This window comes from Niastella yeongjuensis, from assembly GCF_900110245.1.
GTDB lineage: Bacteria > Bacteroidota > Bacteroidia > Chitinophagales > Chitinophagaceae > Niastella > Niastella yeongjuensis.
In genome coordinates this window covers 489,051-512,823 of the sequence record NZ_FOCZ01000005.1, presented here as the reverse complement: position 1 = coordinate 512,823, position 23,773 = coordinate 489,051, and the positions used below count along the sequence as shown (strand labels likewise).

General features: G+C 44.4%; 22 protein-coding genes. 13 read left to right on the top strand and 9 right to left on the bottom strand.

Going from position 1 to position 23,773, the window contains the following annotated elements:
- Positions 1-71: 71 nt before the first annotated feature.
- Both BMX95_RS16120 and BMX95_RS16115 read right to left on the bottom strand, forming a co-directional pair.
- Complete coding sequence (locus BMX95_RS16120) at positions 72-1,955, bottom strand: Nramp family divalent metal transporter (RefSeq protein ID WP_090519461.1); 1,884 nt, start codon at positions 1,953-1,955, stop codon at positions 72-74.
- Positions 1,945-2,610 carry a metal-dependent transcriptional regulator gene (locus BMX95_RS16115; protein WP_081203460.1) on the bottom strand — a complete coding sequence of 222 codons (666 nt, stop codon included), beginning with the start codon at positions 2,608-2,610 and terminating at the stop codon, positions 1,945-1,947. The genes BMX95_RS16120 and BMX95_RS16115 overlap by 11 nt, the downstream gene beginning before the upstream one ends.
- Positions 2,611-2,806: 196 nt before the next feature.
- Here BMX95_RS16115 and BMX95_RS16110 point away from each other — a divergent pair, with 196 nt between their 5' ends.
- The 3 genes from BMX95_RS16110 (at position 2,807) to BMX95_RS16100 (ending at position 7,442) form a co-directional block, all read left to right on the top strand.
- Positions 2,807-3,760: a hypothetical protein gene (locus tag BMX95_RS16110; RefSeq protein WP_133054037.1), complete on the top strand. Its 954-nt coding sequence runs from the start codon at positions 2,807-2,809 to the stop codon at positions 3,758-3,760.
- A 106-nt stretch (positions 3,761-3,866) separates the two neighbouring features.
- Positions 3,867-5,522 (top strand): alpha-glucan family phosphorylase, encoded by a 1,656-nt coding sequence (gene glgP / locus BMX95_RS16105; RefSeq protein ID WP_081203458.1) that lies wholly within the window; start codon positions 3,867-3,869, stop codon positions 5,520-5,522.
- 117 nt (positions 5,523-5,639) lie between these two features.
- Positions 5,640-7,442: a DUF4139 domain-containing protein gene (locus tag BMX95_RS16100; protein ID WP_081203629.1), complete on the top strand. Its 1,803-nt coding sequence runs from the start codon at positions 5,640-5,642 to the stop codon at positions 7,440-7,442.
- Between the two features lie 62 nt (positions 7,443-7,504).
- Here BMX95_RS16100 and bamJ read toward each other — a convergent pair whose 3' ends face one another.
- The 3 genes from bamJ to BMX95_RS16085 form a co-directional block, all read right to left on the bottom strand.
- Positions 7,505-8,236, bottom strand: a complete 732-nt coding sequence (gene bamJ, locus BMX95_RS16095; protein ID WP_081203457.1) for a BamJ family beta-barrel-assembly machinery protein — start codon at positions 8,234-8,236, stop codon at positions 7,505-7,507.
- A 59-nt stretch (positions 8,237-8,295) separates the two neighbouring features.
- On the bottom strand, positions 8,296-8,892 hold the full coding sequence (locus tag BMX95_RS16090) for a thioredoxin family protein (protein ID WP_133054036.1): 597 nt from the start codon (positions 8,890-8,892) through the stop codon (positions 8,296-8,298).
- A gap of 243 nt (positions 8,893-9,135) precedes the next feature.
- Positions 9,136-9,441 (bottom strand): hypothetical protein, encoded by a 306-nt coding sequence (locus BMX95_RS16085; RefSeq protein WP_081203455.1) that lies wholly within the window; start codon positions 9,439-9,441, stop codon positions 9,136-9,138.
- A gap of 97 nt (positions 9,442-9,538) precedes the next feature.
- Here BMX95_RS16085 and BMX95_RS16080 point away from each other — a divergent pair, with 97 nt between their 5' ends.
- From BMX95_RS16080 to BMX95_RS16065, 4 genes are all read left to right on the top strand, one after another.
- A complete protein-coding gene (locus tag BMX95_RS16080) occupies positions 9,539-9,976 on the top strand; it encodes an acyl-CoA thioesterase (protein ID WP_081203454.1) in 438 nt (145 codons plus the stop codon).
- 68 nt (positions 9,977-10,044) lie between these two features.
- Positions 10,045-10,782, top strand: coding sequence for a DUF4197 domain-containing protein (locus BMX95_RS16075; protein ID WP_081203628.1), 738 nt, complete (start codon positions 10,045-10,047; stop codon positions 10,780-10,782).
- Positions 10,783-10,860: 78 nt separating this feature from the next.
- Complete coding sequence (locus BMX95_RS16070) at positions 10,861-12,066, top strand: MFS transporter (protein ID WP_081203453.1); 1,206 nt, start codon at positions 10,861-10,863, stop codon at positions 12,064-12,066.
- A 268-nt stretch (positions 12,067-12,334) separates the two neighbouring features.
- Positions 12,335-13,282 (top strand): class I SAM-dependent methyltransferase, encoded by a 948-nt coding sequence (locus BMX95_RS16065; protein ID WP_081203452.1) that lies wholly within the window; start codon positions 12,335-12,337, stop codon positions 13,280-13,282.
- Positions 13,283-13,348: 66 nt separating this feature from the next.
- Here BMX95_RS16065 and BMX95_RS16060 read toward each other — a convergent pair whose 3' ends face one another.
- Complete coding sequence (locus tag BMX95_RS16060; protein WP_081203451.1) at positions 13,349-14,884, bottom strand: M28 family peptidase; 1,536 nt, start codon at positions 14,882-14,884, stop codon at positions 13,349-13,351.
- Between the two features lie 86 nt (positions 14,885-14,970).
- Entirely contained in the window at positions 14,971-16,854 is a 1,884-nt protein-coding gene (locus BMX95_RS16055) for an ABC-F family ATP-binding cassette domain-containing protein (RefSeq protein WP_081203450.1), read from the bottom strand.
- Between the two features lie 309 nt (positions 16,855-17,163).
- Between BMX95_RS16055 and BMX95_RS16050 the strand changes: the two genes are divergently transcribed.
- Positions 17,164-17,760: a methyltransferase family protein gene (locus tag BMX95_RS16050; RefSeq protein ID WP_133054035.1), complete on the top strand. Its 597-nt coding sequence runs from the start codon at positions 17,164-17,166 to the stop codon at positions 17,758-17,760.
- Positions 17,761-17,764: 4 nt separating this feature from the next.
- On the opposite strand, the gene BMX95_RS16045 is transcribed toward BMX95_RS16050, so the two are convergent.
- The gene (locus BMX95_RS16045; protein WP_081203448.1) at positions 17,765-18,319 is read right to left on the bottom strand and encodes a thioredoxin family protein; all 555 of its coding nucleotides are present in this window, start codon (positions 18,317-18,319) and stop codon (positions 17,765-17,767) included.
- A 43-nt stretch (positions 18,320-18,362) separates the two neighbouring features.
- Positions 18,363-19,010, bottom strand: a complete 648-nt coding sequence (locus BMX95_RS16040) for a J domain-containing protein (protein WP_081203447.1) — start codon at positions 19,008-19,010, stop codon at positions 18,363-18,365.
- 227 nt (positions 19,011-19,237) lie between these two features.
- Between BMX95_RS16040 and BMX95_RS16035 the strand changes: the two genes are divergently transcribed.
- The 5 genes from BMX95_RS16035 to BMX95_RS16020 all read left to right on the top strand — a co-directional run bounded on the left by BMX95_RS16035 (position 19,238) and on the right by BMX95_RS16020 (position 23,773).
- Complete coding sequence (locus BMX95_RS16035) at positions 19,238-20,152, top strand: polysaccharide deacetylase family protein (RefSeq protein ID WP_242673225.1); 915 nt, start codon at positions 19,238-19,240, stop codon at positions 20,150-20,152.
- Between the two features lie 272 nt (positions 20,153-20,424).
- The gene (locus tag BMX95_RS16030) at positions 20,425-21,738 is read left to right on the top strand and encodes a DUF6600 domain-containing protein (RefSeq protein ID WP_081203445.1); all 1,314 of its coding nucleotides are present in this window, start codon (positions 20,425-20,427) and stop codon (positions 21,736-21,738) included.
- Between the two features lie 234 nt (positions 21,739-21,972).
- Positions 21,973-22,686, top strand: coding sequence for a DUF4397 domain-containing protein (locus tag BMX95_RS16025; protein ID WP_177193697.1), 714 nt, complete (start codon positions 21,973-21,975; stop codon positions 22,684-22,686).
- Between the two features lie 345 nt (positions 22,687-23,031).
- Entirely contained in the window at positions 23,032-23,259 is a 228-nt protein-coding gene (locus BMX95_RS34515; protein ID WP_133054034.1) for a hypothetical protein, read from the top strand.
- A 307-nt stretch (positions 23,260-23,566) separates the two neighbouring features.
- Positions 23,567-23,773, top strand: coding sequence for a hypothetical protein (locus BMX95_RS16020; RefSeq protein ID WP_081203443.1), 207 nt, complete (start codon positions 23,567-23,569; stop codon positions 23,771-23,773).

Below are 23,773 nucleotides of genomic sequence, written 5' to 3'. Positions count from 1 at the left end.
TATCGTTTTAAGTTCAAAGTTGAAAGGCGCTCTTACAACTTTAAACTTAAAACGATAAACTTTGAACTGTCTTATAAATTAACAACCAGAATAGGTATTTTCAACTCATGCCTCACAGAGTTGATGGTTTCCCCATACAACCAGTCTTTCAACCCGCTGTGTCTGTGCGCACCGATCACCAGCATATCGGCGTGGGCTTCGTTTATGATGCGGATGATTTCCCCGGCGCGGTTGCGAAATCCTAAATGACTGGTAGCGGTTAAACCCTGCTCGTGTAATTGTTGTACATACAATTGTAAACGGGCCTCGTCGTTTTGCGTTTCATAATCATCGCTTTCTTTGCCCAGCAACCGGGCGGAGGCGCTTTCCACTATATGGATCAACAGGTATTCTGCATTGCCCTGACCCTGCCCAATAGCATGCGCCAGTAAGGTGTTGTCGTGTTTGCCAAAATCGAGTGCCACCGCTATCTTTTTATAGGCAGGAATGGCGAGTTGTTGTAAACCTTCCATATGCGGGTGCATGGTAATGGAAGTTTCCCTGGCCCTTTTATTTATGAGCGGATGAAAAATTATATACAGCAACAAACCCACAAATGCGGCACCACCGGCAATGATCAGGATCTTCCAGATGATATTGCCCGAGTGGGCAAATACATCACCGGCTTCATTCAACACCATACGGATGTTCAGGTAAACGAGGATGGCGGTCACTATCCAGGCTACGAACTGCACATAGGGCTTAATGGCAAATTCACCCATGGTTTTTTTGTCGCTTACAAAATGGATCAGTGGAATAATGGCAAACCCTAATTGCATACTTAAGATCACCTGGCTCAATACCAGCAGGCTGTCTACCTCATGTTCACCGGAAATGGCAATTACCAGTATAGCAGGGATAATAGCCAGCAACCGGGTAAGCAGCCGGCGCATCCAGGGATTGATGCGAAGACGCAGGTAACCTTCCATTACTATTTGTCCGGCGAGGGTGCCGGTAACCGTAGAGCTTTGTCCGGCCGCGATAAGCGCCAGGGCAAATAAGATCGGCGCTAACTTATTACCGAGCAGCCGGTCGAGCAAACGGTGTGCATCTTTTATTTCTGCCACAGTGGTTAACCCGCTTTCAAAAAATACTTTGGCTGCCAGGATCAAAATGGCGGCATTTACCAGGAAGGCGAGGTTTAACGCTATGGTTGAATCGATAAAGTTGAATTTTAATGCCTGTTTAATGCCTTCGCGCGACCTGGTGATCTTACGGGTTTGTACCAGGGCAGAGTGCAGGTATAAATTATGTGGCATTACCGTGGCGCCGATGATCCCAATAGCGATATACAGGGCATTGGCATTGGGAAAACGGGGAATAAAACCGGTAGCTACCGCAGCAGGGGAGGGGCTGGCAATGATGATCTCGGTAAGGAAGGATAAGCCGATGATGGCGATAAGCCCAATGATAAAGGCTTCCATTTTTCGGATGCCCAGTTGTTGCAATAGCAAGAGCAGAATGGTATCGAGCACGGTGATGGCCACGCCCCAGATCAATGGCAAACCGGTTAATAGTTGTATACCGATGGCCATCCCCAGCACTTCGGCCAGGTCGCAGGCGGCAATGGCAATTTCTGCCAGTACGTATAACGTGAAGTTTACGGGGCGGGAATATGCTTCGCGGTTAGCCTGAGCCAGGTCGCGCCCACGCACAATACCCAGTCGGGCGGAGAGGCCCTGCAGCAACAAGGCCATGAGGTTACTCATTAATAAAACCCATAAGAGCGAGTAGCCGAACTGGCTACCGCCGGCAAGGTCGGTTGCCCAGTTGCCGGGGTCCATATAACCTACACTTACGAGATAAGCAGGGCCGAAAAATGCAAATGCTCTTTTCCAGCCAATTTTTTTCCGGGATACATCAACGCTTTCGTGTACATCACTTAACGAGGCTTCCCCCTTTATTCTATTCATCATATTTCACAAATACGTTTTTTGCTACGTGTTCACTAATGGTTACGGATTGATTCCTGATCTTTATTTCAAGTGAATTATCAAAGGCAAACTTTTTCTTTACTTCAAGCCGGGTGCCGAGGGCTATGTGTTTATGGTTTAACAGCTCCAGTATTTCGGCACTCTGATCGCCAATGCCGCTTACTTCGGCAACCAGGTTAACAGGCAGGTTCAGCAGATCAACCTGGTGAGTTAGCGTCCAGCGGCCCTGGCTGTCGGGAATGGGATCGCCATGGGGATCAGTTTTAGGGAAACCTAAAAATTCATCGAGGCGGTCAATCAGCTTTTTACTGCTGATGTGTTCCAGTTCCTCCGCAATTTCATGCACTTCGTCCCAGCGGAAATGCAGTTTTTCCACCAGGAAAAATTCCCACAACCGGTGTTTACGAATGATCTGCAGAGCTACTTTACGACCTTCCGTGTTCAGTTTAAACCCCTTATATTTCTCATACAGTAACAATTTCTGCGCTTTCAGTTTCTTCAACATATCGGTAACTGAAGCGGGCCGGGTTTGTAATTCACCCGCCACATGGTTGGTAGTTACCGTACCATGTATTTCCTGCAGGTGAAAAATGGCTTTCAGGTAATTTTCTCTGCTGCTCGAATATTTTGGCCCCATACGCTTTTATTGCTTACCTAAAATAAATTTTAGACAAATCTAAAAAATTAAATGCCTACTTCCAAACAATGCGGGTCGTTTTAACACGTTGGTGCATCCCGGTTTCCTGCAGCTGGCGGAGTGGGGCCGGGGATGGCGTTTTTTGAAATGGTGATGAATGCTTACTTTTATCCATCAACAGCCAGCGGATATATTTATGAAGCAATACATTTTATGTTTGGGTTTGATAGTTACTTTGTTTGCCTGCAAAGACAAAAAAGCAACCATAAAAGCCGGTGAAATAACAACAGTTGCCGATTTTATCGCCTTTTACCCCGAAACTGCCCTGCCCTATATGATTGCCGATACCATGCTGGCAAGAAAACCAAACACCACCCTGGCGCTTGATGTAAGTACGATCCAGAAGTTTATGCCTGACAGTGTTTGGAAGAAAGATTTTGGGAAGAACGCCTCGCCTAAATTTTATGCATTGGGCCGTGCAAAAGAAAAGGAAAAAGAAAGTTATCTGTTTACGGAGGTAACTGCCGGTAATAAAAGGATCGCTTACCTGGCCTGTTTTAGTAATGATAACAAATTCTTAAAGGCCATGCCTTTGCTGAAAACCGGTTTTGAACGGTATATCTCAGCCTATGGCATGCTCGATTCAAAATTTCAGATAAGCACTTACCGGGAAACGAAGAAGAGTGCCGAGGAAATACTGTTTAAAAGAAATATCTACTTCTATGACCGGAACGGGGATAATTTTACCCTTATTGTAACCGAACCGAATGAAGATATTATAGAAGATGTGTTGAACCCCATAGATACCATGGCGGCTACCCATAAATTTTCCGGTGATTATGTTGAAGATGCAAAAAATTTCGTTTCTATACGGGATGGAAAGAACCCATCGGAAATGGTATTCTTTGTGCATTTTGAAAAGAACGATGGAAAATGTAATGGTGAATTAAAAGGAAGTGCACGTTTTATTTCGCCTACTACCGCGCAATTTGTTAAAAGTGATAATCCATGTTCCCTGGAGTTTACCTTTACAACCAGTGGCAACAAGGTTACCATGAAAGAAAACGGACGATGCGGGACCTACCGTGACATACAATGCTTTTTCAATGGAAGTTATTCAAAGAAAAAAGCATCAAAACCAAAAAAATAACATCAGCTTCAACACTGAGTGTGCTAACACTCATTAGTACAGGCAGCGGGAATTTACGTTATATTCGTCCCGTCATAGTTTCAGAAAGTTAAAAAGAACAGTGTATATGAGTTTTACCAATTTTACAGTTCCTTACCCGATAGAAGGGAAATACAGCAAGCGAGTGGCTTATTTTTCAATGGAGTATGCAGTACATCAGCCATTGAAAATTTACAGCGGCGGATTGGGTTTTTTATCCGGTTCGCATTTACGCAGTGCGTATGAGTTGCAGCAGAACATGGTGGGCATTGGCATCTTGTGGAAATATGGTTATTATGATCAGGCCCGCAACCAGGACCATACCTTACAAGTTACCTGGCTGGAAAAATATTATCATTTCCTGGAAGATACCGGCATCAAATTTCAAATTACCATTCACGATCACCTGGTATGGGTGAAAGCCTATTATCTGAATCCGGAAACATTTAAAACCGCACCGCTCTTTTTGTTGAGCACTGACCTGCCGGAGAACGATCATATTTCACAGACCATTACCCATCGTTTATACGATGCGAACGTAGCTACCAAAGTGGCCCAGTTTATATTACTGGGTGTAGGCGGCGCCAAGTTGATGGATGAAATAGGGTTTAATCCCGAGTTGTATCACCTGAATGAAGCGCATGGTGTATCATCGGTTTTTTACCTGTACAAGAAATTTGGCAATAAGCTGGAAGAAGTGAAAAAGCGGCTGGTGTTCACTACGCATACACCGGAAGAAGCAGGTAATGAAAAACATGATATCAACCTGTGTCATAAAATGAGTTACTTCTGCGGGCTTAGTCTTGAAGAAGTACGCAAGCTCACGGGTATGCAGGATGATCTGTTCAACCACTCGCTGGTGGCATTGCGTTTTGCGCACCTGGCCAATGGGGTTTCAAAATTACATGGCGAAGTAGCCCGGGCTATGTGGAATAAATACGAGGGTGTGTGCCCGATCATTTCCATTACCAATGCACAAAACTGGCGGTACTGGGCCGATAAACAATTATACCGGGCTGCAGAAGAAGGCAACGACAGCTGGTGGGATGATCGTAAGAAATACCTCAAACGCCGGTCGTTTGAAATTGTAGCCGATCAAACCGGTAAACTCTTCAACCCGAATGTATTTACCATTGTATGGGCCCGTCGTTTTGCCGGTTACAAACGCGCCGAACTGCTTACACGCGATAAAGCCCGTTTTGAAAAATTAATAAGCAATACCAAACACCCGGTGCAGATCATTTGGGCAGGTAAACCTTACCCCATGGATTACCCGGCCATCAATGACTTCAATTACCTGGTGAACCTCAGCAAAACCTATAAAAACGTAGCTGTGCTGATCGGTTACGAGTTGACGTTGTCGAAACGCTTGAAACAGGCAGCTGATGTTTGGCTGAACAACCCCCGCGTGCCCCGCGAAGCATCCGGAACCAGTGGTATGACGGCTGCTATGAACGGAGCCATCAATTTCTCCACTTCCGATGGCTGGATCCCTGAGTTTATTGACCAGGGGCATAATGGTTTTGTGATTTCCCAGCCCGATTATAGCAAAATGAACGTACAGGAGCAGGACCAATACGACCTGGAAAAAATGTATGACATAATCGAGAACGATGTTCTGCCTATGTACTACGAGCGGTACGATACCTGGCGCCAGATAGCCAAGAACGGTATGCGTGATGTTCGCTTCCAGTTCGATTCGGGAAGAATGGCGAATGAGTATTATGAGCTTCTTTATAAATAGATAAGTTCTATATAAAAAATCCCCCTGACGGTATCGTCAGGGGGATTTTTTTTGCAGGCTTATGTAATATTTAAACCGGCCGCATCTATTCCATATCACTCACTAAATATGAAATATATGAAAGGCTTTCTGGTCACAATACTATCCCTTACCCTGGCGCTTACCACGCAGGCCGGCAATGATAAAAATATTGTTTCTTCAGTGCTGAAATCAGCTATGGTGTACCGCGTGGGCGCTGAATTGACGCACAGCGCCAGGGTAACGCTGAACCAGGGCAATAACGATCTGATAATAGATAATATCAGCAACCGCATAGACATTAACAGCCTGCAAATAGGCAATAACGGCAATGTGACCATTCTGTCGGTTGAATTCTCCACCAACTATCTCAGGAATGAACAAAAGCTTCCCCAGGTAAAAAGGCTGGAAGATTCCCTGGAATCTGTAAATGCGGAAATAACACGGGTTCAGGTAGTAATAAAAACAGATAAGGAATTATTGGACCTTTTAAAAGCGAATAAAGAAATACGCGGCGATCAAACAGGGGTGAGTGTTATTGAACTCACTAAAATGATGGATTATTACCGAACAAAAACCCTGGAATTGCAAAGTGAGATCAGCAAGTACACGGAGAAAGAGTCGAAACTGTTGGAATCGGTTGCCAGAATAAACAAACAGATAAAAGAGGAAGAACAGAAGAACAATAAATCGATCGGCAGGTTATCGTTGCAGTTGTACAGCCCGATGGCCGGTCAGTACGACTTCACCATATCGTATGTAACGCCCGCTGCAAGCTGGAATCCATCTTATGACCTCAGGGTAGAAAATATCAATAAACCCGTTGCATTGGCTTATAAAGCCAAACTAACGCAATCTACCGGTATCGACTGGCAACAGGTAAAGCTGGCCTTGTCCACGTCGGTTCCCGCTCAGCATAACAATGCACCGGATATTAAATCCTGGTTCCTTGCATTTACCAATCCGAACCCGGTATCTAATGCTTTATCGGGAATGATTCCTGGTGTGGCTGTTACGAGAGCACCTACTGCAGCCATGCAGGAAGTTGTAGTGGTTGGTTATGGAAGTAGGAAAGATGATGATGCGTATGAAAAAGAACAGGCAGAACCGATATATGTGGTAAACGGATCGATCATCAGCAAAGCTGAATACAACAAAATTGAAAAGCGGGCCATTAAAAGCACAGAGGTGTTAAAAGCCGGGCAGGCAACGGCAATGTATGGCAGCCGGGCTGCCAGCGGGGTGGTAGTAGTAACCCTGAAGGAAATGGGCGATTATGTAAACGTAAAAGACAATGAGCTGAATGTGGTGTTTGACATTGATATGCCGTATGATGTGCCATCGAATGGAAAAGAACAGAACGTAAGTTTGAAAGATTTTAAAGTGCCTGCACATTATAAATACTACAGCGTTCCCCGCCTCGACAAAGACGCTTACCTGGTGGGTGAAATTGTTGACTGGGAAGCCCTGAACCTGTTGCCGGGCGAAGCCAATATTATTTTCGAAGGGACTTATATTGGTAAAACATCCATTGATGCGAATTCTGTACTGGATACACTGAGTCTTACATTGGGAAGAGATAAACGGGTAATGATCACCCGGGAAAAGCTGAGTGATTTCAGCAGTGTGAAATTCCTGGGCAGCAATAAAAAACAAACCTTTACCTATGAAATAACTGTACGGAACAATAAGAAAGAGGCTGTTCAAATGGAGCTGCGCGACCAGTATCCTTTATCTACCAATAAAGATATAGAAGTGGAACTGTTACAATCCGATGGGGCTTCGGTGAATACGGAAACAGGCATTTTAACCTGGAAACCGCAACTGGCGCCGGGTGAAATAAAGAAATACCGGATAAGTTATAGTGTGAAATATCCGAAAGACAAGCAGATCAACTTATAAGTGATATATAAAAAAAAGTCCCCTGACGGTATCGTCAGGGGACTTTTTTTATGTGGAATGTATTATTCTTTCACGATTTCGATCAATTCTACATCAAAGATCAGGGTTGAACCTGCTTTAATGCTAGGACCGGCAGGGTTATCGCCATAAGCCAGGTCGGAAGGAATGAACAATTTCCATTTGCTGCCAACGGGCATCAATTGTAACGCTTCAGTCCAACCGGGAATTACATTTTTTAAACCGAGGGTAATGGGTTGTCCACGTTCAACAGAGCTGTCGAAAACAGTACCGTCGATGAGGGTACCATGGTAATGTACTTTTACCTGGTCTTCGATACCTGGTTTAGGACCGGTACCTTCTTTTACAACCTGGTATTGTAAGCCGCTGGGCAAAGAAACAACGCCTGGTTTCTTTTTATTTTCAGCCAGAAATTCCTGACCTGCTTTTTTATTAGGAGATGCTTTTTCGCTGTTTGCCTTCTGCATATAACTAACGATGCAGTTGTTAACCTGTTGTTCGTTCAGCAGGGCCTTATCCACTTTGGAATCACTAAGGGCTTTCAACACTAATGTGTTATTTATATTGCTTATGCCCTGTGCCTTGTAAAAACTGGCGATGCTTAAACCAATGGCATAACTAAATGAATCGGCAGCATTTTTCAAAACGGGTGCAGAAGCAGCGGGTGCGGCGGCGGGTTTTTTAGTAGCTGCAACCGGCTTTTTCTTGGCAGTAGACTGGGCCAGCAAGGCAGTTGCTGGTAAAACGGCAAAAGCCAACAGCACATATTTTTTCATTACGTAAATTTTAGGCGTCAAAAGTAAGTGAATGAAACGAAAAAGCAGGTGAAATATTGTCACATGGCGGGTTTGGGATTAACAAGGTCCTTATACCGATGTTCATAAGGTTTGCCGGTAACAATGGCCTGTATGTCTTTTTCGAGTGAGGTAATGGGCGATTCAACCACCCGGCCTACTTCGCGCTGGTTCTCAAAAATCAACAGGGTGGGTACCCGGCGGATGTTCAAACCGCGTTCTTCATGTCCCGGGCTTTGTTTATACGCCGTATCGCTGTTATTCAGGGTTATTAGTTGGATCTGTGAGTGTTTAACACCGCAGTAATCAAGTATTTTATACATACGGGGCACTTCGCGGCGGCTGTCGCCACACCAGGTTCCCATAAATAGTAAGAACTGTTTATTTTTCAATAAAGGTTTTATCTGGTTGGCCGTGGTGCTATCAACGGTATAAGCCTCGAAATTTTTAGTGTACCAAACATCGAATGGCGGTTGGGCCAGCCGTTCACGTGTGCTTTTACCAAGCAGGATCAGGTTTCCCTTTTTATCTGTTACTTCTATGTTAACCGGTTGGGGTGTTTGAGTGGCCATTTTAGGAGTGCAGGCGGATAATATAAAAAAGAAGATAGCTATGACTGTTATATGATTAGGTTTCATGATGATTTAATTGATGGATGAAGAATGCAGCTATAAGCGGTAAGCTTTAAGCTGAAAGGCAATACACATCTGCGCGGCGCATTGCATGCGCATGCGGCCCTCCTTCTCCGCCAACTGGCGGATTCGGCGGCGGAAGCAGAAGTAGAAAAAGTTGAGAAATTATTAAGTTGAGTTTTAGCGCGCAGCTGTATTGCTCCCACTCCACCGGAGGGGCTGGGGGGGCCGTAAGCCGCGAACTAAAAACTAAAATCGGGGAGGCTGAAAGATAGCAGGGGAGTAGATCTCTGGAATTAAATCTATATATGCTGTTTCGTAGATGACAGGTGTTTCAGTGGGTGACCAGTTTGTGTGTTGCTCATGAAACAACACTACTTCTTCTGTTTTTTCTTTTAAGATGGTTGAGGAGTGGTGCGTGGTGTCTTTGTGATTGTCGAGTAATTGTTTTACGCAATCGCAGGCGGTGGAGGTGTAAATAGAAGCGATGCGACAATGCCAATAGTTAACCAGTTTGCCATACTGCAGGGCAAAAAAGGCGGTTAAACATATCATGGTGGTTAATGATCGCACAGAACAAGGTGTGTGTTGAAAAAATACTAATAATATTGATAACTGACTAATTTTGCCGGAATCATTTTATATAAATTTTATGAGTGCATACATTAAACCTCTGGAAATTCGCTGGTCTGACCTGGACCCCAACTTTCATTTACGGCATTCCGTATATTATGATTTTGGTGCGTATGTGCGGGTTTTATTTCTGGGGGAAAATGGGTTAACCCCATCGTTTATGGTGAAACACCATTTTGGGCCCATTTTATTTAGAGAAGAATGTGTTTTTAAGAAAGAAATCAGAATGGGTGACGTCATAACTATTGATGTTCAATTGCTGAAAACACGACCCGATTTTTCGCGGTGGACCATTCAGCATTATATTAGGAAAAATGGCGATGAAACGGCTGCCATTCTTACTGTTGACGGTGCCTGGATGGATGTGCTGCAGCGCAAACTCACGGTTCCGCCAGATACAGTAAAACATGTATTCGAGCATATGCCTAAGGCTGAGCATTTTATGTGGGATAAATAACCCGTTTGCTTAACAACTTTTTATCATTTAACACGTTATTTTAGCTGAATTATTTAATGAATATCTCTATGAAAAGAATAGTTTTACCCCTGTTACTTCTTACGAGTGTTGCATCCTTTGCACAAAGTAGTCTGTTGAAAAAAGCCAGCAGTGTGCTGAGCAAGGCAACTGGCAGCACCACTGGTACCGGTTTAAGCACCGATGAAATTATCGCAGGTTTAAAAGACGCATTGAGCGTGGGCGCTACAAACAGTGCCACTAAGTTATCGGCTGTAGATGGCTTTTTTGCCAATGCCGCTATTAAAGTGCTGATGCCTCCCGAAGCACAAAAAGTAGAAACTGCCTTGCGTGCTGCAGGTATGGGTAAACTGGTTGATAACGCAATTTTATCAATGAACCGGGCAGCCGAAGATGCCAGCAAATCAGCCGCGCCTATTTTTGTGAATGCCATTAAAAGCATGAGCATAAGTGATGCATTGGGAATTTTAAAAGGAAGCGATACTGCGGCTACCGGTTATCTGCGTGGTAAAACTACAGCGGCACTCACCACTGCGTTTCGCCCCATAATTGATACTGCTTTACAAAAAACATCAGCCACCTCCTACTGGAAAACAGTGTTTGATGCTTACAACAAATTGCCCCTTGTTAAGAATAAAATAAATCCCGATTTAGCCGGGTATGTTACCGAGAAATCGCTGGGTGGTATGTTCTTTCAGGTAGCACAGGAAGAACAAAAGATCCGTAAAGATCCTGCTGCCCGTGTTACGGATATCCTGAAAAAAGTGTTTGGCAATAGCGGTAGTTAAGTTTTTCCCCTGTCTGCTGTGAGATTTATTATAAATTGCATCCGCCAGCTGGCGGATGTTTTTTTTATAATAAGTCACATGATAACCAAAACGCTTTCTCTATATAAAAATGCCTATAGCGGATTGTCGCCCTCAACCTGGTGGCTGTCGTTTGTAATGTTAGTGAACCGCAGCGGTACCATGGTTCTTCCCTTCATGACAATTTATCTTACCAGTCCGGCAATGGGATACACCATTGGACAGGCAGGTTTTGTAATGGCGCTGTTTGGATTGGGAGCGGTAACGGGCGGTTTCCTGGGTGGTAAACTAACAGACCGCATTGGCTTTCACTCCGTACAACTGATCACATTGGGTGGAGGCGGTATACTGTTTATGGTGCTGGGGCAAATGAAATCATTTCCACTCATCTGTTTGTTTACTTTTTTGTTGAGCCTGGTGAATGAAGCATTCAGGCCCGCCAACTCTACGGCTATCGTTGCCTATAGTAAAGAAGATACGCGTACCCGTTCGTATGCGCTGAACCGGTTGGCCATTAACCTGGGCTGGGCTGTTGGCAGCGCCATTGGTGGTTTGCTGGCCGCTATCAATTATGAATTGCTGTTCTGGGTGGATGGGATTACCAACCTCACTGCTGTATTATTGTTGTCGTATTTCTTACATCCTTCCAAACAGGTGAAGCCAGCTAAAAAACCGGTTGTTGCCGACCCTTCGCATTCGCCTTATCGCGATAAGATCTATCTCTGGTTTATTCTGCTCACGATCTTATTTGCTGGTTGCTTTTTTCAGTTGTTTACTAACCTGAATGCCTACTATAAAATTGAATTGCATTTTAATGAACGCTTCATCGGTTTAATAGGCGCACTCAATGGCGTGTTGATCGCTATTATTGAAATGGTGCTCATCTTTAAACTGGAAGGCCGCCGTTCGAACCTGTTTTATATTGTACGAGGCACCGTGCTGGTAGGCATTGCCTATTTTATGCTGAACCTCTTTCACATCGATCACCTCCTGGCATTACTGATGATGGTGGTAATGACCATGGGCGAGATCCTGGTATTGCCGTTTATGAACACTTTCTGGACTGCCCGCAGCGCCGATCACAACCGTGGTCAATATGCAGGTCTGTATACCATAGCCTGGTCCATTGCACAAACCACCGGCCCGTTCCTGGGCTCACAAATTGCCGAATATGCGGGGTTCAATGTGTTGTGGTGGGTGTTGGGTGGAACCAGCTTTATTACTGCTGTTGGATTTCTTTGGTTGAAAAGGTATATGAAAGTTTAAAGTTTATAGTTGAAAGTTTAAAGTTTATAGTTTAAAGTTTATAGTTTAAAGTTTAAAGTTTATAGTTTAAAGTTTATAGTTTAAAGTTTATAGTTTAAAGTTTATATTAAAGTTTTAGGGTTCTTAATTCTTAGTTCTATGTTTTCGGTTGCCTCGTCCGCTGAATCCGCCTGCTGGCGGATTGTAGCGTGAAGCACGCCGCGAAGATGTGTATTGGCTTACAGCTTAAGGCTTAAAGCTTACAGCTGTTTTCACTACTTTTGCCTCCATGCTCCCCGAAAAATTCGAAATGTTCCGCAACCGGCTTACCAAAGTGTACCGGCATTTACATAAACAGGCAAAACGCCAGGGCATTACCTGTTACCGCATTTATGATCATGACCTGCCTGAATTTGCTTTGTGTATTGAACGCTATGGCGATAATTTATACCTGGCCGAATACAAGCGGAAATTTGAAATGGCAGAGGTTGAACATGAAGCCTGGCTGGAAGCCTGTATTGAACTGATCTGCGATGTGTTGCAAATGCCGGTTGACAATGTGTTCATAAAAGAGCGCCAGCGTAAACCAGGCCGGTTGGGCCAGTACCAGCGGGTGAGTGAGGAAGGCGCAAACTTTGTTGTAGAGGAAGCCGGACTGAAATTTAAAGTGAACCTGAGCGATTATCTCGATACCGGTTTATTTCTCGATCACCGCATAACCCGGGGAATGGTACGGAGTGAGGCCAATGAAAAAAGGGTGCTCAACCTTTTCTGTTATACCGGCTCATTCTCGGTATACGCCGCAGCCGGCGGCGCTTCCAAAGTAACTTCGGTTGACCTGTCAAAAACCTATTTGCAATGGGCTGAAGAAAATATGCGGTTGAATGATCTGCACAATGAAAAGAACCATGAGTTTGTTCATGCCGATGTAAAACAATACCTCGATTCATTGCCACCCGCTTCGTATGACCTGGTAGTGATGGACCCACCCACATTCAGCAATAGCAAACGAATGAAAGACTTCCTTGACATTCAACGCGATCATGCCGAACTGTTGAATAAAACCATCCGGGCAGTAGCACCCGGGGGAATTATTTACTTCAGTACCAACTACCGAAAGTTCGAGCTGGACAAAGAACAGATCCATACAACTGAAATAAAAGATATCACCCGCGCTACCACGCCGTTTGATTTTGAAGGTAAATTATTCAGGTATTGTTATAAGTTATGGGTTTAACCGATTGCCTGTAAAACAGAATAGCCACGGGGTAAACCGTGGCTATTCTTATCAGTAGTTGATTTCTTATTGTTCTGTCAGCGGAATATCTCTTTTCAACATGTCATTGCGGTTGGCCATTTCCCAGGCGGTATAAAATACCAGTTGGGCTCTTTTAGCCATCAGGTTGTAATTGATCTTATCGGGCGTATCGCTGGGGCGATGGTAATCGTTGTGTGTGCCGTTGAAATAGAAAATGATAGGTACACCTTTACGGGCGAAATTATAATGGTCGCTGCGATAGTAAATGCGTTCAGGATCTTTGGGCGCATTGTATTTATAATCAAGCTCCAGTTTGGTGTATTTTTTATTCATGGCCTCGCTGATGGGGCGCAGGTCTGAACTGAGTTTGTCATCGCCCACCACATACACATAATTGGTGCTGTCACCTTCTTTGCGTTTGGGGTCGGTACGGCCGATCATATCGATATTCAGGTCAACGGTAGTTTTATTTAACGGATACAATGGGTGGTCACTGTAAAATTCTGATCCCCATAATCCCTTTTCCTCTCCTGAAACAGTCATGAATACGATAGAGCGGCGGGGACCTTTACCAGCTGCTTTTGCTTTTACAAATGCTTCAGCCAGCTCCAGCACACTTACGGTGCCTGAACCATCGTCATCGGCGCCGTAGTAAATAACTGAATCGCCGCGTTTGCCCAGGTGATCGTAATGCGCAGTGATAAAAACAAACTCTTCTTTTTTATCGGTGCCTTCCAGAAAACCCACTACGTTGCTGCTCGCTAATTCTATTCTGTCTTTTCTGAATTCCAGCTTTACTTCAGCTGTATACGTTTTAGGTTGTACATTACCGGTTTTTACAGCTTCTTTAGCGACATCGAACTCGTTGCCCATGACGGCTTTGGCAATATCTTCAGATACAAAATAGGCATTGGGATACACCATATTTTGAAATCCATCGAGGTAGGCAGGCCCTTTTCCTAACGGCATACCACCGCGTCGGGGAAAATTACTCTGAACTATTAAAATAGCGGCAGCGCCGTTTTTTTGTGCGGATTCAATTACACTAAATGGACCAAACCGCGACCGGTTACGGGCACTGGAAACTCCACCGGTTGGTGGTGATGGGGGCGGGGTTTGCATTACCAGTACAATTTTACCGGCAACATCCTTAAAATCATTGCGTGAACTGTCGCTGATGCCAGCGCCGGCAAAAACTACTTCGTTACAGAAAATAGTGCTTGTGTGCGCCATATTTTGGCTGATCATAAAATCGTTGAATATGGCAAACGATCTTCCATTTACATCAATGGCTGCTTTGGCTATAGAATCCTGGTATATGGGAAAGCCTAATTGAAAATTGCCTTTATTACCGGGTTGTAACCCCAGTGCCTTGAACTGGCTTTCAATATAAGCGGCTGCTTTGCGTTGTCCTTCGGTGGCCGTTTCGCGGCCTTCCATGGCAGGTCCTGCTACGATGTACAAATGTTTCTTAAGGTCATCCGGGGTTATTGTATTGGCAAATGGCTTCGGGTCGGCGGTCTTTTGCGCCGAGGCGACTGAGGTGGCCGCCAAAGCCATAACCAGGAGCATACTTCTCATAATGTACTTTTTGTTTTTATCAAAAATAGCTGGGTGGATTGGATTTTGAGATGAATCGATGTTGAGTGGTAGAAAGAACTGATCAACTACGCACTAAATTCACTCAATTCCAGCCACCGTAACTCCTTCTCATCGAGCTGATCCGTGATCTCGCTTATACGTACCGATAGCTGTTGCAACTGATCGAAGGGCAGGGAGCCGCTGTTCATTTGCTCGGTAACGGTTTGCTTTTCTTTTTCAAGCCTGGCAATATCTTTTTGAAGTTGTTCGAATTCTCTTTTTTCATTATACGACATCTTCTTTTTCTCCGCTTCCTTAACGGGTGCCGCTTTTTCTTCCTGTTTGGTAGTTTTGGTGTCGGTTTTATCCTCTTCTTCTTTATCCTTTAACCATAACCGGTATTGAGAATAGTTGCCCGGGAAATCGCGGATGACGCCGTCGCCTTCAAAAACAAATAAGTGATCTACGAGGCGGTCCATGAAATACCGGTCGTGCGAAACGATCAGTAAACAACCGGGGTATTCGCTCAGGAAGTTTTCCAACACACCAAGGGTAGGCAGATCAAGGTCGTTGGTAGGCTCATCGAGGATCAAAAAGTTGGGATTGCGAAACAGGATCGATAATAAGTGCAACCGTCTTTTTTCACCACCGCTGAGTTTGGAAATGTAGGTGTATTGCTGTTCTGGCGGAAACAGGAATAATTGCAGGAACTGGGCTGCACTTAAGGCACCACCACTGGCCAGGGGAAAGCTTTCTGCAATGTTTTTTACAAATTCAATAACCCGCACATCTTCTTTTATCACCAGTCCCTGTTGGGAGTAGTTACCAAAGATGACTGTTTCGCCAATATTGATCTTACCGCTGTCGGCAGGCTCAAGGCCCTGCAACATATTCAGGAAGGTTGATTTACCGGCTCCGTTCTTACCCACAACGCCTATGCGTTCGCCTTTTTTGAAAGTATAATCAAATCCTTTCATTATTTGTTTGTCGCCGAAGCTCTTGTATACTTTTTTCAGTTCTATTACTTTACCCCCGAGCCGGTTCATTTTCATGGACAACTGCAATTGGGCGTCTTCCAGCCGTTGTTTGGCTTTGGCTTCTACTTTGTAGAAGTTGTCCTGGCGGCTTTTACTTTTGGTGGTGCGGGCTTTTGGTTGCTTGCGCATCCATTCCAGTTCTTTGCGGTAGGTATTACGTGCTTTTTCTATACTGGCGGCATCGCTTTCCTGCCGGGCTGCTTTCTTTTCAATGTAATTTTCATAGTCGCCCTTGTAAACAAACAGGTCACTGCCGTCTATTTCCCAGATCTCATTACTTACGGCATCCAGAAAGTAGCGGTCGTGGGTAACCAGCAATAAGGTTACGTTTTGTTGATCGAGGTAGTTTTCCAGCCATTCCACCATTTCAATATCCAGGTGGTTGGTAGGTTCGTCCATGATCAGCAGCACGTGTTTGTGGTCGAAACCGATATCGATGAGGGTTTTAGCCAGCGCCACCCGTTTACGTTGTCCGCCTGAAAGGGTATTTACCGGCTGGTTCAGGTGGTGGATGTTCAGTTTACCCAGGATCTGTTTTACTTTGGCGTCAAAGTCCCAGGCGCCGAGGTCGTCCATTTTTACAATGGCATCACTGAGTTTTTCGGGATCACCCTCTTCGCTAATGGCCTCAAATTCCCTTATAGCGTTGATAACCGGGTGATTATGATAGAAAATATTGTCGAGTATAGAGCCTTTTTCGTCAAAAACGGGGTCCTGCTCAAAAAGGGCTACGGTCACTTCTTTATTGATCCAGGAGGTGCCGCTATCGGCAACTTCCCTGCCGGCGAGAATTCGTAACAGGGTACTTTTTCCACTGCCATTACGGGCTACCAGCGCAATTTTATCGCCCTCTTCCACATGAAATGAAATATTCTCAAACAACGGTTTAATACCAAAAGATTTGGTAAGTGCTTCTACAGATACATAATGCATGGCGCAAAGATAAATAGTTCCAAGTTCAGAGTTTAAAGTTGAAAGTTTAAAGTTGAAGCCTCCCCCCGGCCCCCTCCGGTGGAGGGGAGATGTCAACCTCACGACTAAAATCTTATATCCCGAGTTCTAAGCTTGCGGTACCAGATTCGCGGTTTTGCGGTTTTCATTTCTGCTTTCTGCCTTGCCCGCCGAATCCGCCAGCTGGCGGATTCGGCGGGCCTACTGCCTTTTCCCTCTGCCCTCTGCCCTCTGCCTTCTGCCCTCTGCCTTTCACGCCCTTCCATTAAAATCAGTAACTTAACAAACCAGATGCTTCTAATTAATCATATTATTCTCGTTGTGCTATGGTTGCTTTTTGGCATTTTACACAGTTTGCTGGCGGCCGACTGGTGGAAGCGGTTTATGCAGCGGTGGCTCGGGTTATATTATAAATATTACTCTTTTTCTTATTCGGTATTTGCGGGGATTACCTTAATTGGTATTCTGGTGTACCAGGTGTATTTGCAAAGCGGGTTGTTGTATGTGGCCCCGGTATGGCTAAAGGTGTTGTTAGGTTTGCCATTGGTGGCCGGACTGGTCATAATGGGTGCATTGATTAAAAAATATTTCTTCTCACTCAGCGGCATTAGTGTTTTTTATTCAAAACAGGCACCGGTGGAATTGGAGTTGACCGGATTGAACCGGTATATGCGTCACCCTTTGTATTTCGGCACCTTGTTGACGATCTGGTCGCTGTTTTTTATTTTCCCTTATGTGAAAAATTTACTGGCCTGCCTGGTTATAACGCTGTATACCGTTTGGGGCGCCAGGCTGGAAGAAAAAAAGCTGGCGGCCCTGTTTGGTGAAAAATACAAAGTGTATAAATCCCGGGTGCCTATGCTGATCCCCGGATTTCCCCCTTTTTAATTGCTCATTTCCACTTGATGCTACACCCGATACTTGGCTTTTGATCGGCTGGTACTTCTTTACCTGCTATCAAATGGTCCAGCGCGTTACGGAGATCGGCGCCTGAAACCGGCTTGTCGTTACCCGGGCGTGAGTCATCGAGCTGGCCACGATAGGCCAACTGCAGATTGCCATCATAAACAAAGAAGTCGGGCGTACAGGCTGCTTCATATGCTTTGGCTACTTCTTGTGATTCATCGTATAAATAAGGAAAGGGATACTGTTGTTGTGCTGCTACCAGTTTCATTTGTTCCGGTCCATCGTCGGGGTAACTGGCCACGTCGTTGGAGCTGATGGCAATAAAACCAATGCCTTTGTCTTTATAATCATTTCCCAGCTTTACCAATGCTGCATTTACATGTTTCACAAAGGGGCAATGGTTACAAATGAACATGATCACGGTGGCTTTGGCGCCTTTTGCTGCCGCCAGGGAAACGTCTTTCCCGCTTAGGGTATCAGGCAGCGTAAAATCGGGTGCTGTTGCTCCCAGTGGTGTCATTACAGAAGGTGTGCGTGCCATATGAATTCTATAAAGTGTAAAAATAAAGATAACTCAACAACCGCTATAAATGATAAATGAACCAGCAAATAAGGGCAGTAATAACCAACATCAACACCCATTTATATTTATCCCATATATGCCGTTGTTTTTTATTGGTGAGGGCCTGTTCAATGGTTGAACGGGTGGTCACATCATCACCGGCCAGCTTTAATAACAGGTTTGCTATTGGTATAAAGTATTTTTTGGGCAATGGTTGAATCGCTGTTAACACGCTTTGAATGATGGATTGATTAACTGCCACATCATTTTGTTCCAATAACATGCCCATGGCGCTTTCAGAAAGCAGTTCGCGAATGTGGAGGCTCACTGCGTCATATCGAAGGTGGAACAGATTCATGGACGCTACGTACTGTTGTAACAGGCGGCATTCCTGCAAAATGTGGGTAGGAGTAAGGGGAGCGCTGGCAAATGGTTTTCCGGTACTGCGAACATACCAGCGTTGGTAATGATATGCTTCCCGCTTTTTGGGATCGCTTAACGTTTTGTAGGCTTCCTGTATTTCGCGGAAATGAGCAGCGGCCATATGGCTGCCGTCGTTTTTGTCGGGATGGTATTGCTGAGCCAGCCGGCGAAACGATCGCTTTATATCCTGCAACGTAGCGGTTGTGGGTAGTTCCAGAATTTTATAATAATCTTTTACCTGGTTCATATTCTCAAGTCGCAAGGTAAGGTATGACCGTCGTTATTGTTCCGTTAATGGTATTTTCAACGTTTCAATATAGGGTAATTTGTAAGGGTGCATAGTAAATACTGCAAAGGTTAAAAGCTCTACACAATATGTGCAAAAAAAGTGGCAGGTGTATCGTACATTCTACAACAAATAAGGGGTTTTACACGTTTACGCAATGCCTATTTTACGTAAGTTTGCGCCATTCTATGAAGACACACACATTTCGCTCGAAGCCTGAATTGATAGCTATTCTGACAATTGCTTTGTTCTGTTTTATGGCAGCTAATTGTCACGAAGGCCCTTCAGCCAAAGTGGCCGATGCAATCGGCTCTAACAATCCGGAACTTCCAACTCCCGGCAAAGCCAGGGAAGCAAATTCCGAACCGATGCCATCGGTTGATGGAATGAAAGTAGCTGATCCCAAAACCATTTTGGGACGCCCGGAAGTACCTGTTTTATGTTATCACCAGATCCGCGACTGGAAGCCTACTGATTCCAAATCAGCCAAAGATTATATTATTCCGCCTGCTTCCTTAGCCGAGCAGATAAAAATGCTGAGCGATAGCGGTTATCATACTATTCTTCCCGATCAGTTATATGCTTACCTGAACGAAGGAACGCCATTGCCGTCAAAACCGGTGATGCTTACCTTCGATGATACCGATCTGGATCAATATACTGTTGCAAAGCCTTTGCTGGATAAATACGGTTATAAAGGAGTATTCTTTGTGATGACCGTTTCAATCGGCCGCCCACGATATATGAGCAAAGAACAGATCAAGGATCTTTCAGACCATGGCCATGTGATCGGTTCACACACCTGGGACCACCATAATGTAAAGAAATACCAGGGTAAAGACTGGGAAACGCAAATTGAAAAGCCAACCAAACAACTGGAAGCTATTACTGGTAAAAAGATCCAGTACTTTGCCTATCCATTTGGCTTGTGGAATCCTGAAGCTATTCCCGAGTTGAAAAAGAGAGGCATGATCGCTGCGTTCCAACTGTATTCAAAACGCGACGAGCAGGATCCTTTATACACCATCCGCCGCATCATTGTACCTGCTATGAAACCTGCTTCCCTGTATAAGTCAATGCACGAAGGGTTCCACTATAATTAATTAATCGCCGGTCAACATACATTAAGCTATTAACCCCATCAACCTTTCCGCCAGCTGGCGGAGAGGTTGATGGGGCTCTTTATTTGGGGCCACCCGTTTAATAGTTGCACTGTCGTTTCGTTAAAATGCGGTTTTATCGCTTCCTTCACATAAAGTATTATTAAAAGGCATAAGTGCCTAAACGTCGGCATTGTATTCGTTTCTAACCTGATAAGAAGGGGGTTGAGCGGTTTCCCGCACTTCTTCGATCATGTATTCTAAAACTCACCTAAATGAAACGAATTGCAATAATCAGTACGCCGGTAATACTTTTGTTATTACTGTTTGGCAGCGTTCAGAATAAAGCGACTGCCCAGGTGGAAGAACAGGTTTCGTACCAGACCTTTTACGATGAACTGGCGCCATATGGAAACTGGATCGATTATCCCGAATACGGGTATGTTTGGCGCCCCGACATGGGGGCCGATTTCAGACCGTACAGCACCAACGGGCACTGGGTATGGACCGATGAATATGAATGGATGTGGGTATCGGATTATTCATGGGGCTGGGCGCCTTTTCACTACGGCCGCTGGTTTTACGACGATTACTATGGCTGGCTTTGGATGCCGGGCTATGATTGGTCGCCAGCCTGGGTTTGCTGGCGCAGTGGCGGTGATTACTATGGTTGGGCGCCACTGGGTCCTCAATTCAATGTTGGCGTAAGTCTTTCTTTCGGTAATTATTCACCACCCAGCAATTACTGGTGTTTTGTTGACCGGCAGTATATTGCCTCTCCGCAGGTATACAGCCACTGTTATGGCGTTCAGCGCAACGTTACCTTCATCAGCAATACCACCATCATTAATAATTATCACCGCGAGCGGAATGTGTACGTAACCGGCCCGGGCCGACATGAAGTGGAACGGTATACGCGGCAAACAATTCGGCCGGTGGGCATCAGGGATGTTGCCAGACCCGGCAGATCAAGTTTCCGCAATAATGAAGTGGCTATTTACCGCCCACGGGTAAACCGCGATAACAATCGCTATGCGCCCGAACGGGTTCAGCGGTTCAGCCATGATCAACGCAATGAGGTAGCGGATAACCGCGGCAATCGCTTTGGGGGCAATAACGACCGCCCGGGAAATAACAGGGATGGTTTTGAACAAAGAAGGCAACAACAGGAGCAAATGATACGGCAGAGAAATGATGATGCGAATAACCGGCGTCAGTTTGAAGAACGTCAGCAACGGGAGCAAATGACGCGCCAGCGGAATGCAGAGGCAGAAAATAACCGGCGCCAGTTTGAAGACAGGCGGCAACAGCAGGAGCAAATGATGCGGCAGAGAAACGATGATGCGAATAACCGGCGTCAGTTTGAAGAACGTCAGCAACGGGAGCAATTGACGCGCCAGCGGAATGCAGAGGCAGAAAATAATCGCCGCCAGTTTGAAGAACGCCGGCAACAGCCTCAATTTGAACGGCGGAACCCTGTGACGGAAAACAGACCAAATGGCGGTTTTGGCGGTGGCCAGCAGAATGGCGGCAACAATCGCGACCGGGGCGATCGTGGCCAGGGACACGGCGGCTGGCGACACAACTGAGATATTTTTTTCAACTATAAAAGGAGCCTTCGGGCTCTTTTTGTTTTATAATCAATTAATATGCATAAGAAGGTGCAACGTAAGCAGGTGCTTGTTTGTCATAAAGGCCAGAAAATCGTTATATCTGGCTAAACTAATTGGTAAATTTGCAGTCTGAGAGCGAATTTTCTAATATTTACAACTCAGGTGATAAAAACTGCGACAATCAAAATTTGTTAACTTAAAATGAAAACTGTGCAAGTAAGAAAAAATGCTTTTTGGGTATTGGGTGTATTGGCTTTTGTTTCTGTGGCGTTGAGTAGTTGTTTAAAGCAAACCTCAAATTCCACGAGTGCACCCAAAACTTACATTTCACTCATGCATCTGGCACCCTGGAGCCCTGCAGTTGAAGTTTGGTTTAATGATAAACAGGCATCGTCTGCGATAGCAGCGGGATCAGTGTCTACTTATTCAGCCCTGGACCCTGGTGTTTATGCAATCGGTTTCAAAAAAGCTGGCAGCGATAGCATTGTTGCTTCGATAAGCAACAGCTTATACGATTCATTAGAATATGCTACGTTGTTATTGTATAACATTGATTCAACTCACGTAGGTGCTGCCAAAATTGCTGATGATTACTCCATGCTGACCAATGATAAAGCATTCTTCCGCTTTTTTCATTTAGCTCCTGAAATTGAAGATGTAGATGTTTATTTTGACAATAACCTCATCTCTTCTGGTCGCTCTTATGCAGACAATGTATATTCAAGTTATTATAACCAGTTCTCACCTGTTACACCTGCTGCTGTGACGGTAACTGTAAAGAAGTCAGGTACCGATTCAACGATTTCCTCATTGAGTGGTGTTAACCTTACTCAGTTCAATGCGTTCACCATTTATTTAAGAGGTAAAAAGAGTGGAACTGGCGCGAATGCAATTGGAATCGATTACTTACAATCTGTAGATTAGTTAACGTACCAACAACGTTATTTTTAGAAGATTTTTTGTTACGCCTGACGGTCTTTCAGTGATCATCAGGCGTAATTTTTTTTCTTACTTCTTATATAAATAATTTGGATAGCATTAGAAAAAGATTTAATTTTTAAATAACTTTATGACCTCATTATTACGGCTCTAAATCTGGAATTTTACTACTGAAATGTTAAGTCTCACCCGTTTCAATTAAAGAGTCTGTACTCAATGAACCTTTTGGTTATTTCTATGTTTGATAGGTAGCTGATACCGCAAGGCCTAAGGAAGCCATACATATTTACATTGGGGACCACCATCTGATAACCATATAAAGTTGAACGTATGAAAAAATCATCGGTAACCATTTATTCTCCTGCTATGGAGTTGCCAGTTATTTCGAGAAGGCTTACACGCCGCGCAAACAGGATCCGGATCAGCTCAACAGCTGTTGAAACTATTTCGAACATTGTTCCGCCTCCATCTGAGGAAATGATTGAAAGGCTAAACCAATTAGGAAAGCAATATCCTTTTTGCGTTTACTATAAACAGAAAGATCATGATCCATTATGATCCAGGGAAGCAATTTGTATGATTTTGATAACCAGATTTCCTTATACCGTTGTTTTTCCTAGAGAAGAATTGTTTTTTTTGTTAAAAGCTTCCACTTTACCCGAATTTAATCTATCTTTGAATAGATCGGATTAATTGTTATATATACTTCTTCCTTTCATTATTTCCGCTAGCCATTTGAATGAACGATTAACGAGTCTCTCTTTTTCTTGCCTAATGAATAAGCTGTTCTCTGATTTTTAAGTAGCGCACGTATCCAAGGAAAGCCTGTTTAATTACATTTTTTCATTACTTGTAAATTTTGTGCATGAAAAAGAAAACCACTTTCAATTTGGTATCTGCTACAGGCAGCATTTCTATCCATCCCTTCGAAAACGCTACCCCGGTTGAAAAACGTTTAGAGAAAATACTTCCTACTCCTCCCAGTGAAGAAACAATTGCACGTTTGAATGCTATTGCACAGGAATATCCTTTTTGTGCTTACATAAAACAGACTAATCTCGCTTTACTGTAG

Bases quoted from the DNA above. Each gene is read 5' to 3' on its own strand.
- BMX95_RS16040 (WP_081203447.1), bottom strand. From the start codon at position 19,010: ATGAACCAGGTAAAAGATTATTATAAAATTCTGGAACTACCCACAACC.
- BMX95_RS16075 (WP_081203628.1), top strand. From the start codon at position 10,045: ATGAAAAGAATAGTTTTACCCCTGTTACTTCTTACGAGTGTTGCATCC.
- BMX95_RS16120 (WP_090519461.1), bottom strand. From the start codon at position 1,955: ATGATGAATAGAATAAAGGGGGAAGCCTCGTTAAGTGATGTACACGAA.
- BMX95_RS16030 (WP_081203445.1), top strand. From the start codon at position 20,425: ATGAAACGAATTGCAATAATCAGTACGCCGGTAATACTTTTGTTATTA.
- BMX95_RS16045 (WP_081203448.1), bottom strand. From the start codon at position 18,319: ATGGCACGCACACCTTCTGTAATGACACCACTGGGAGCAACAGCACCC.
- BMX95_RS16085 (WP_081203455.1), bottom strand. From the start codon at position 9,441: ATGATATGTTTAACCGCCTTTTTTGCCCTGCAGTATGGCAAACTGGTT.
- bamJ (WP_081203457.1), bottom strand. From the start codon at position 8,236: ATGAAAAAATATGTGCTGTTGGCTTTTGCCGTTTTACCAGCAACTGCC.
- BMX95_RS16020 (WP_081203443.1), top strand. From the start codon at position 23,567: ATGAAAAAGAAAACCACTTTCAATTTGGTATCTGCTACAGGCAGCATT.
- BMX95_RS16060 (WP_081203451.1), bottom strand. From the start codon at position 14,884: ATGAGAAGTATGCTCCTGGTTATGGCTTTGGCGGCCACCTCAGTCGCC.
- BMX95_RS16100 (WP_081203629.1), top strand. From the start codon at position 5,640: ATGAAAGGCTTTCTGGTCACAATACTATCCCTTACCCTGGCGCTTACC.
- BMX95_RS16080 (WP_081203454.1), top strand. From the start codon at position 9,539: ATGAGTGCATACATTAAACCTCTGGAAATTCGCTGGTCTGACCTGGAC.
- BMX95_RS34515 (WP_133054034.1), top strand. From the start codon at position 23,032: ATGAAAAAATCATCGGTAACCATTTATTCTCCTGCTATGGAGTTGCCA.
- glgP (WP_081203458.1), top strand. From the start codon at position 3,867: ATGAGTTTTACCAATTTTACAGTTCCTTACCCGATAGAAGGGAAATAC.
- BMX95_RS16110 (WP_133054037.1), top strand. From the start codon at position 2,807: ATGAAGCAATACATTTTATGTTTGGGTTTGATAGTTACTTTGTTTGCC.
- BMX95_RS16090 (WP_133054036.1), bottom strand. From the start codon at position 8,892: ATGAAACCTAATCATATAACAGTCATAGCTATCTTCTTTTTTATATTA.
- BMX95_RS16050 (WP_133054035.1), top strand. From the start codon at position 17,164: ATGCTTCTAATTAATCATATTATTCTCGTTGTGCTATGGTTGCTTTTT.
- BMX95_RS16065 (WP_081203452.1), top strand. From the start codon at position 12,335: ATGCTCCCCGAAAAATTCGAAATGTTCCGCAACCGGCTTACCAAAGTG.
- BMX95_RS16035 (WP_242673225.1), top strand. From the start codon at position 19,238: ATGAAGACACACACATTTCGCTCGAAGCCTGAATTGATAGCTATTCTG.
- BMX95_RS16070 (WP_081203453.1), top strand. From the start codon at position 10,861: ATGATAACCAAAACGCTTTCTCTATATAAAAATGCCTATAGCGGATTG.
- BMX95_RS16055 (WP_081203450.1), bottom strand. From the start codon at position 16,854: ATGCATTATGTATCTGTAGAAGCACTTACCAAATCTTTTGGTATTAAA.
- BMX95_RS16115 (WP_081203460.1), bottom strand. From the start codon at position 2,610: ATGGGGCCAAAATATTCGAGCAGCAGAGAAAATTACCTGAAAGCCATT.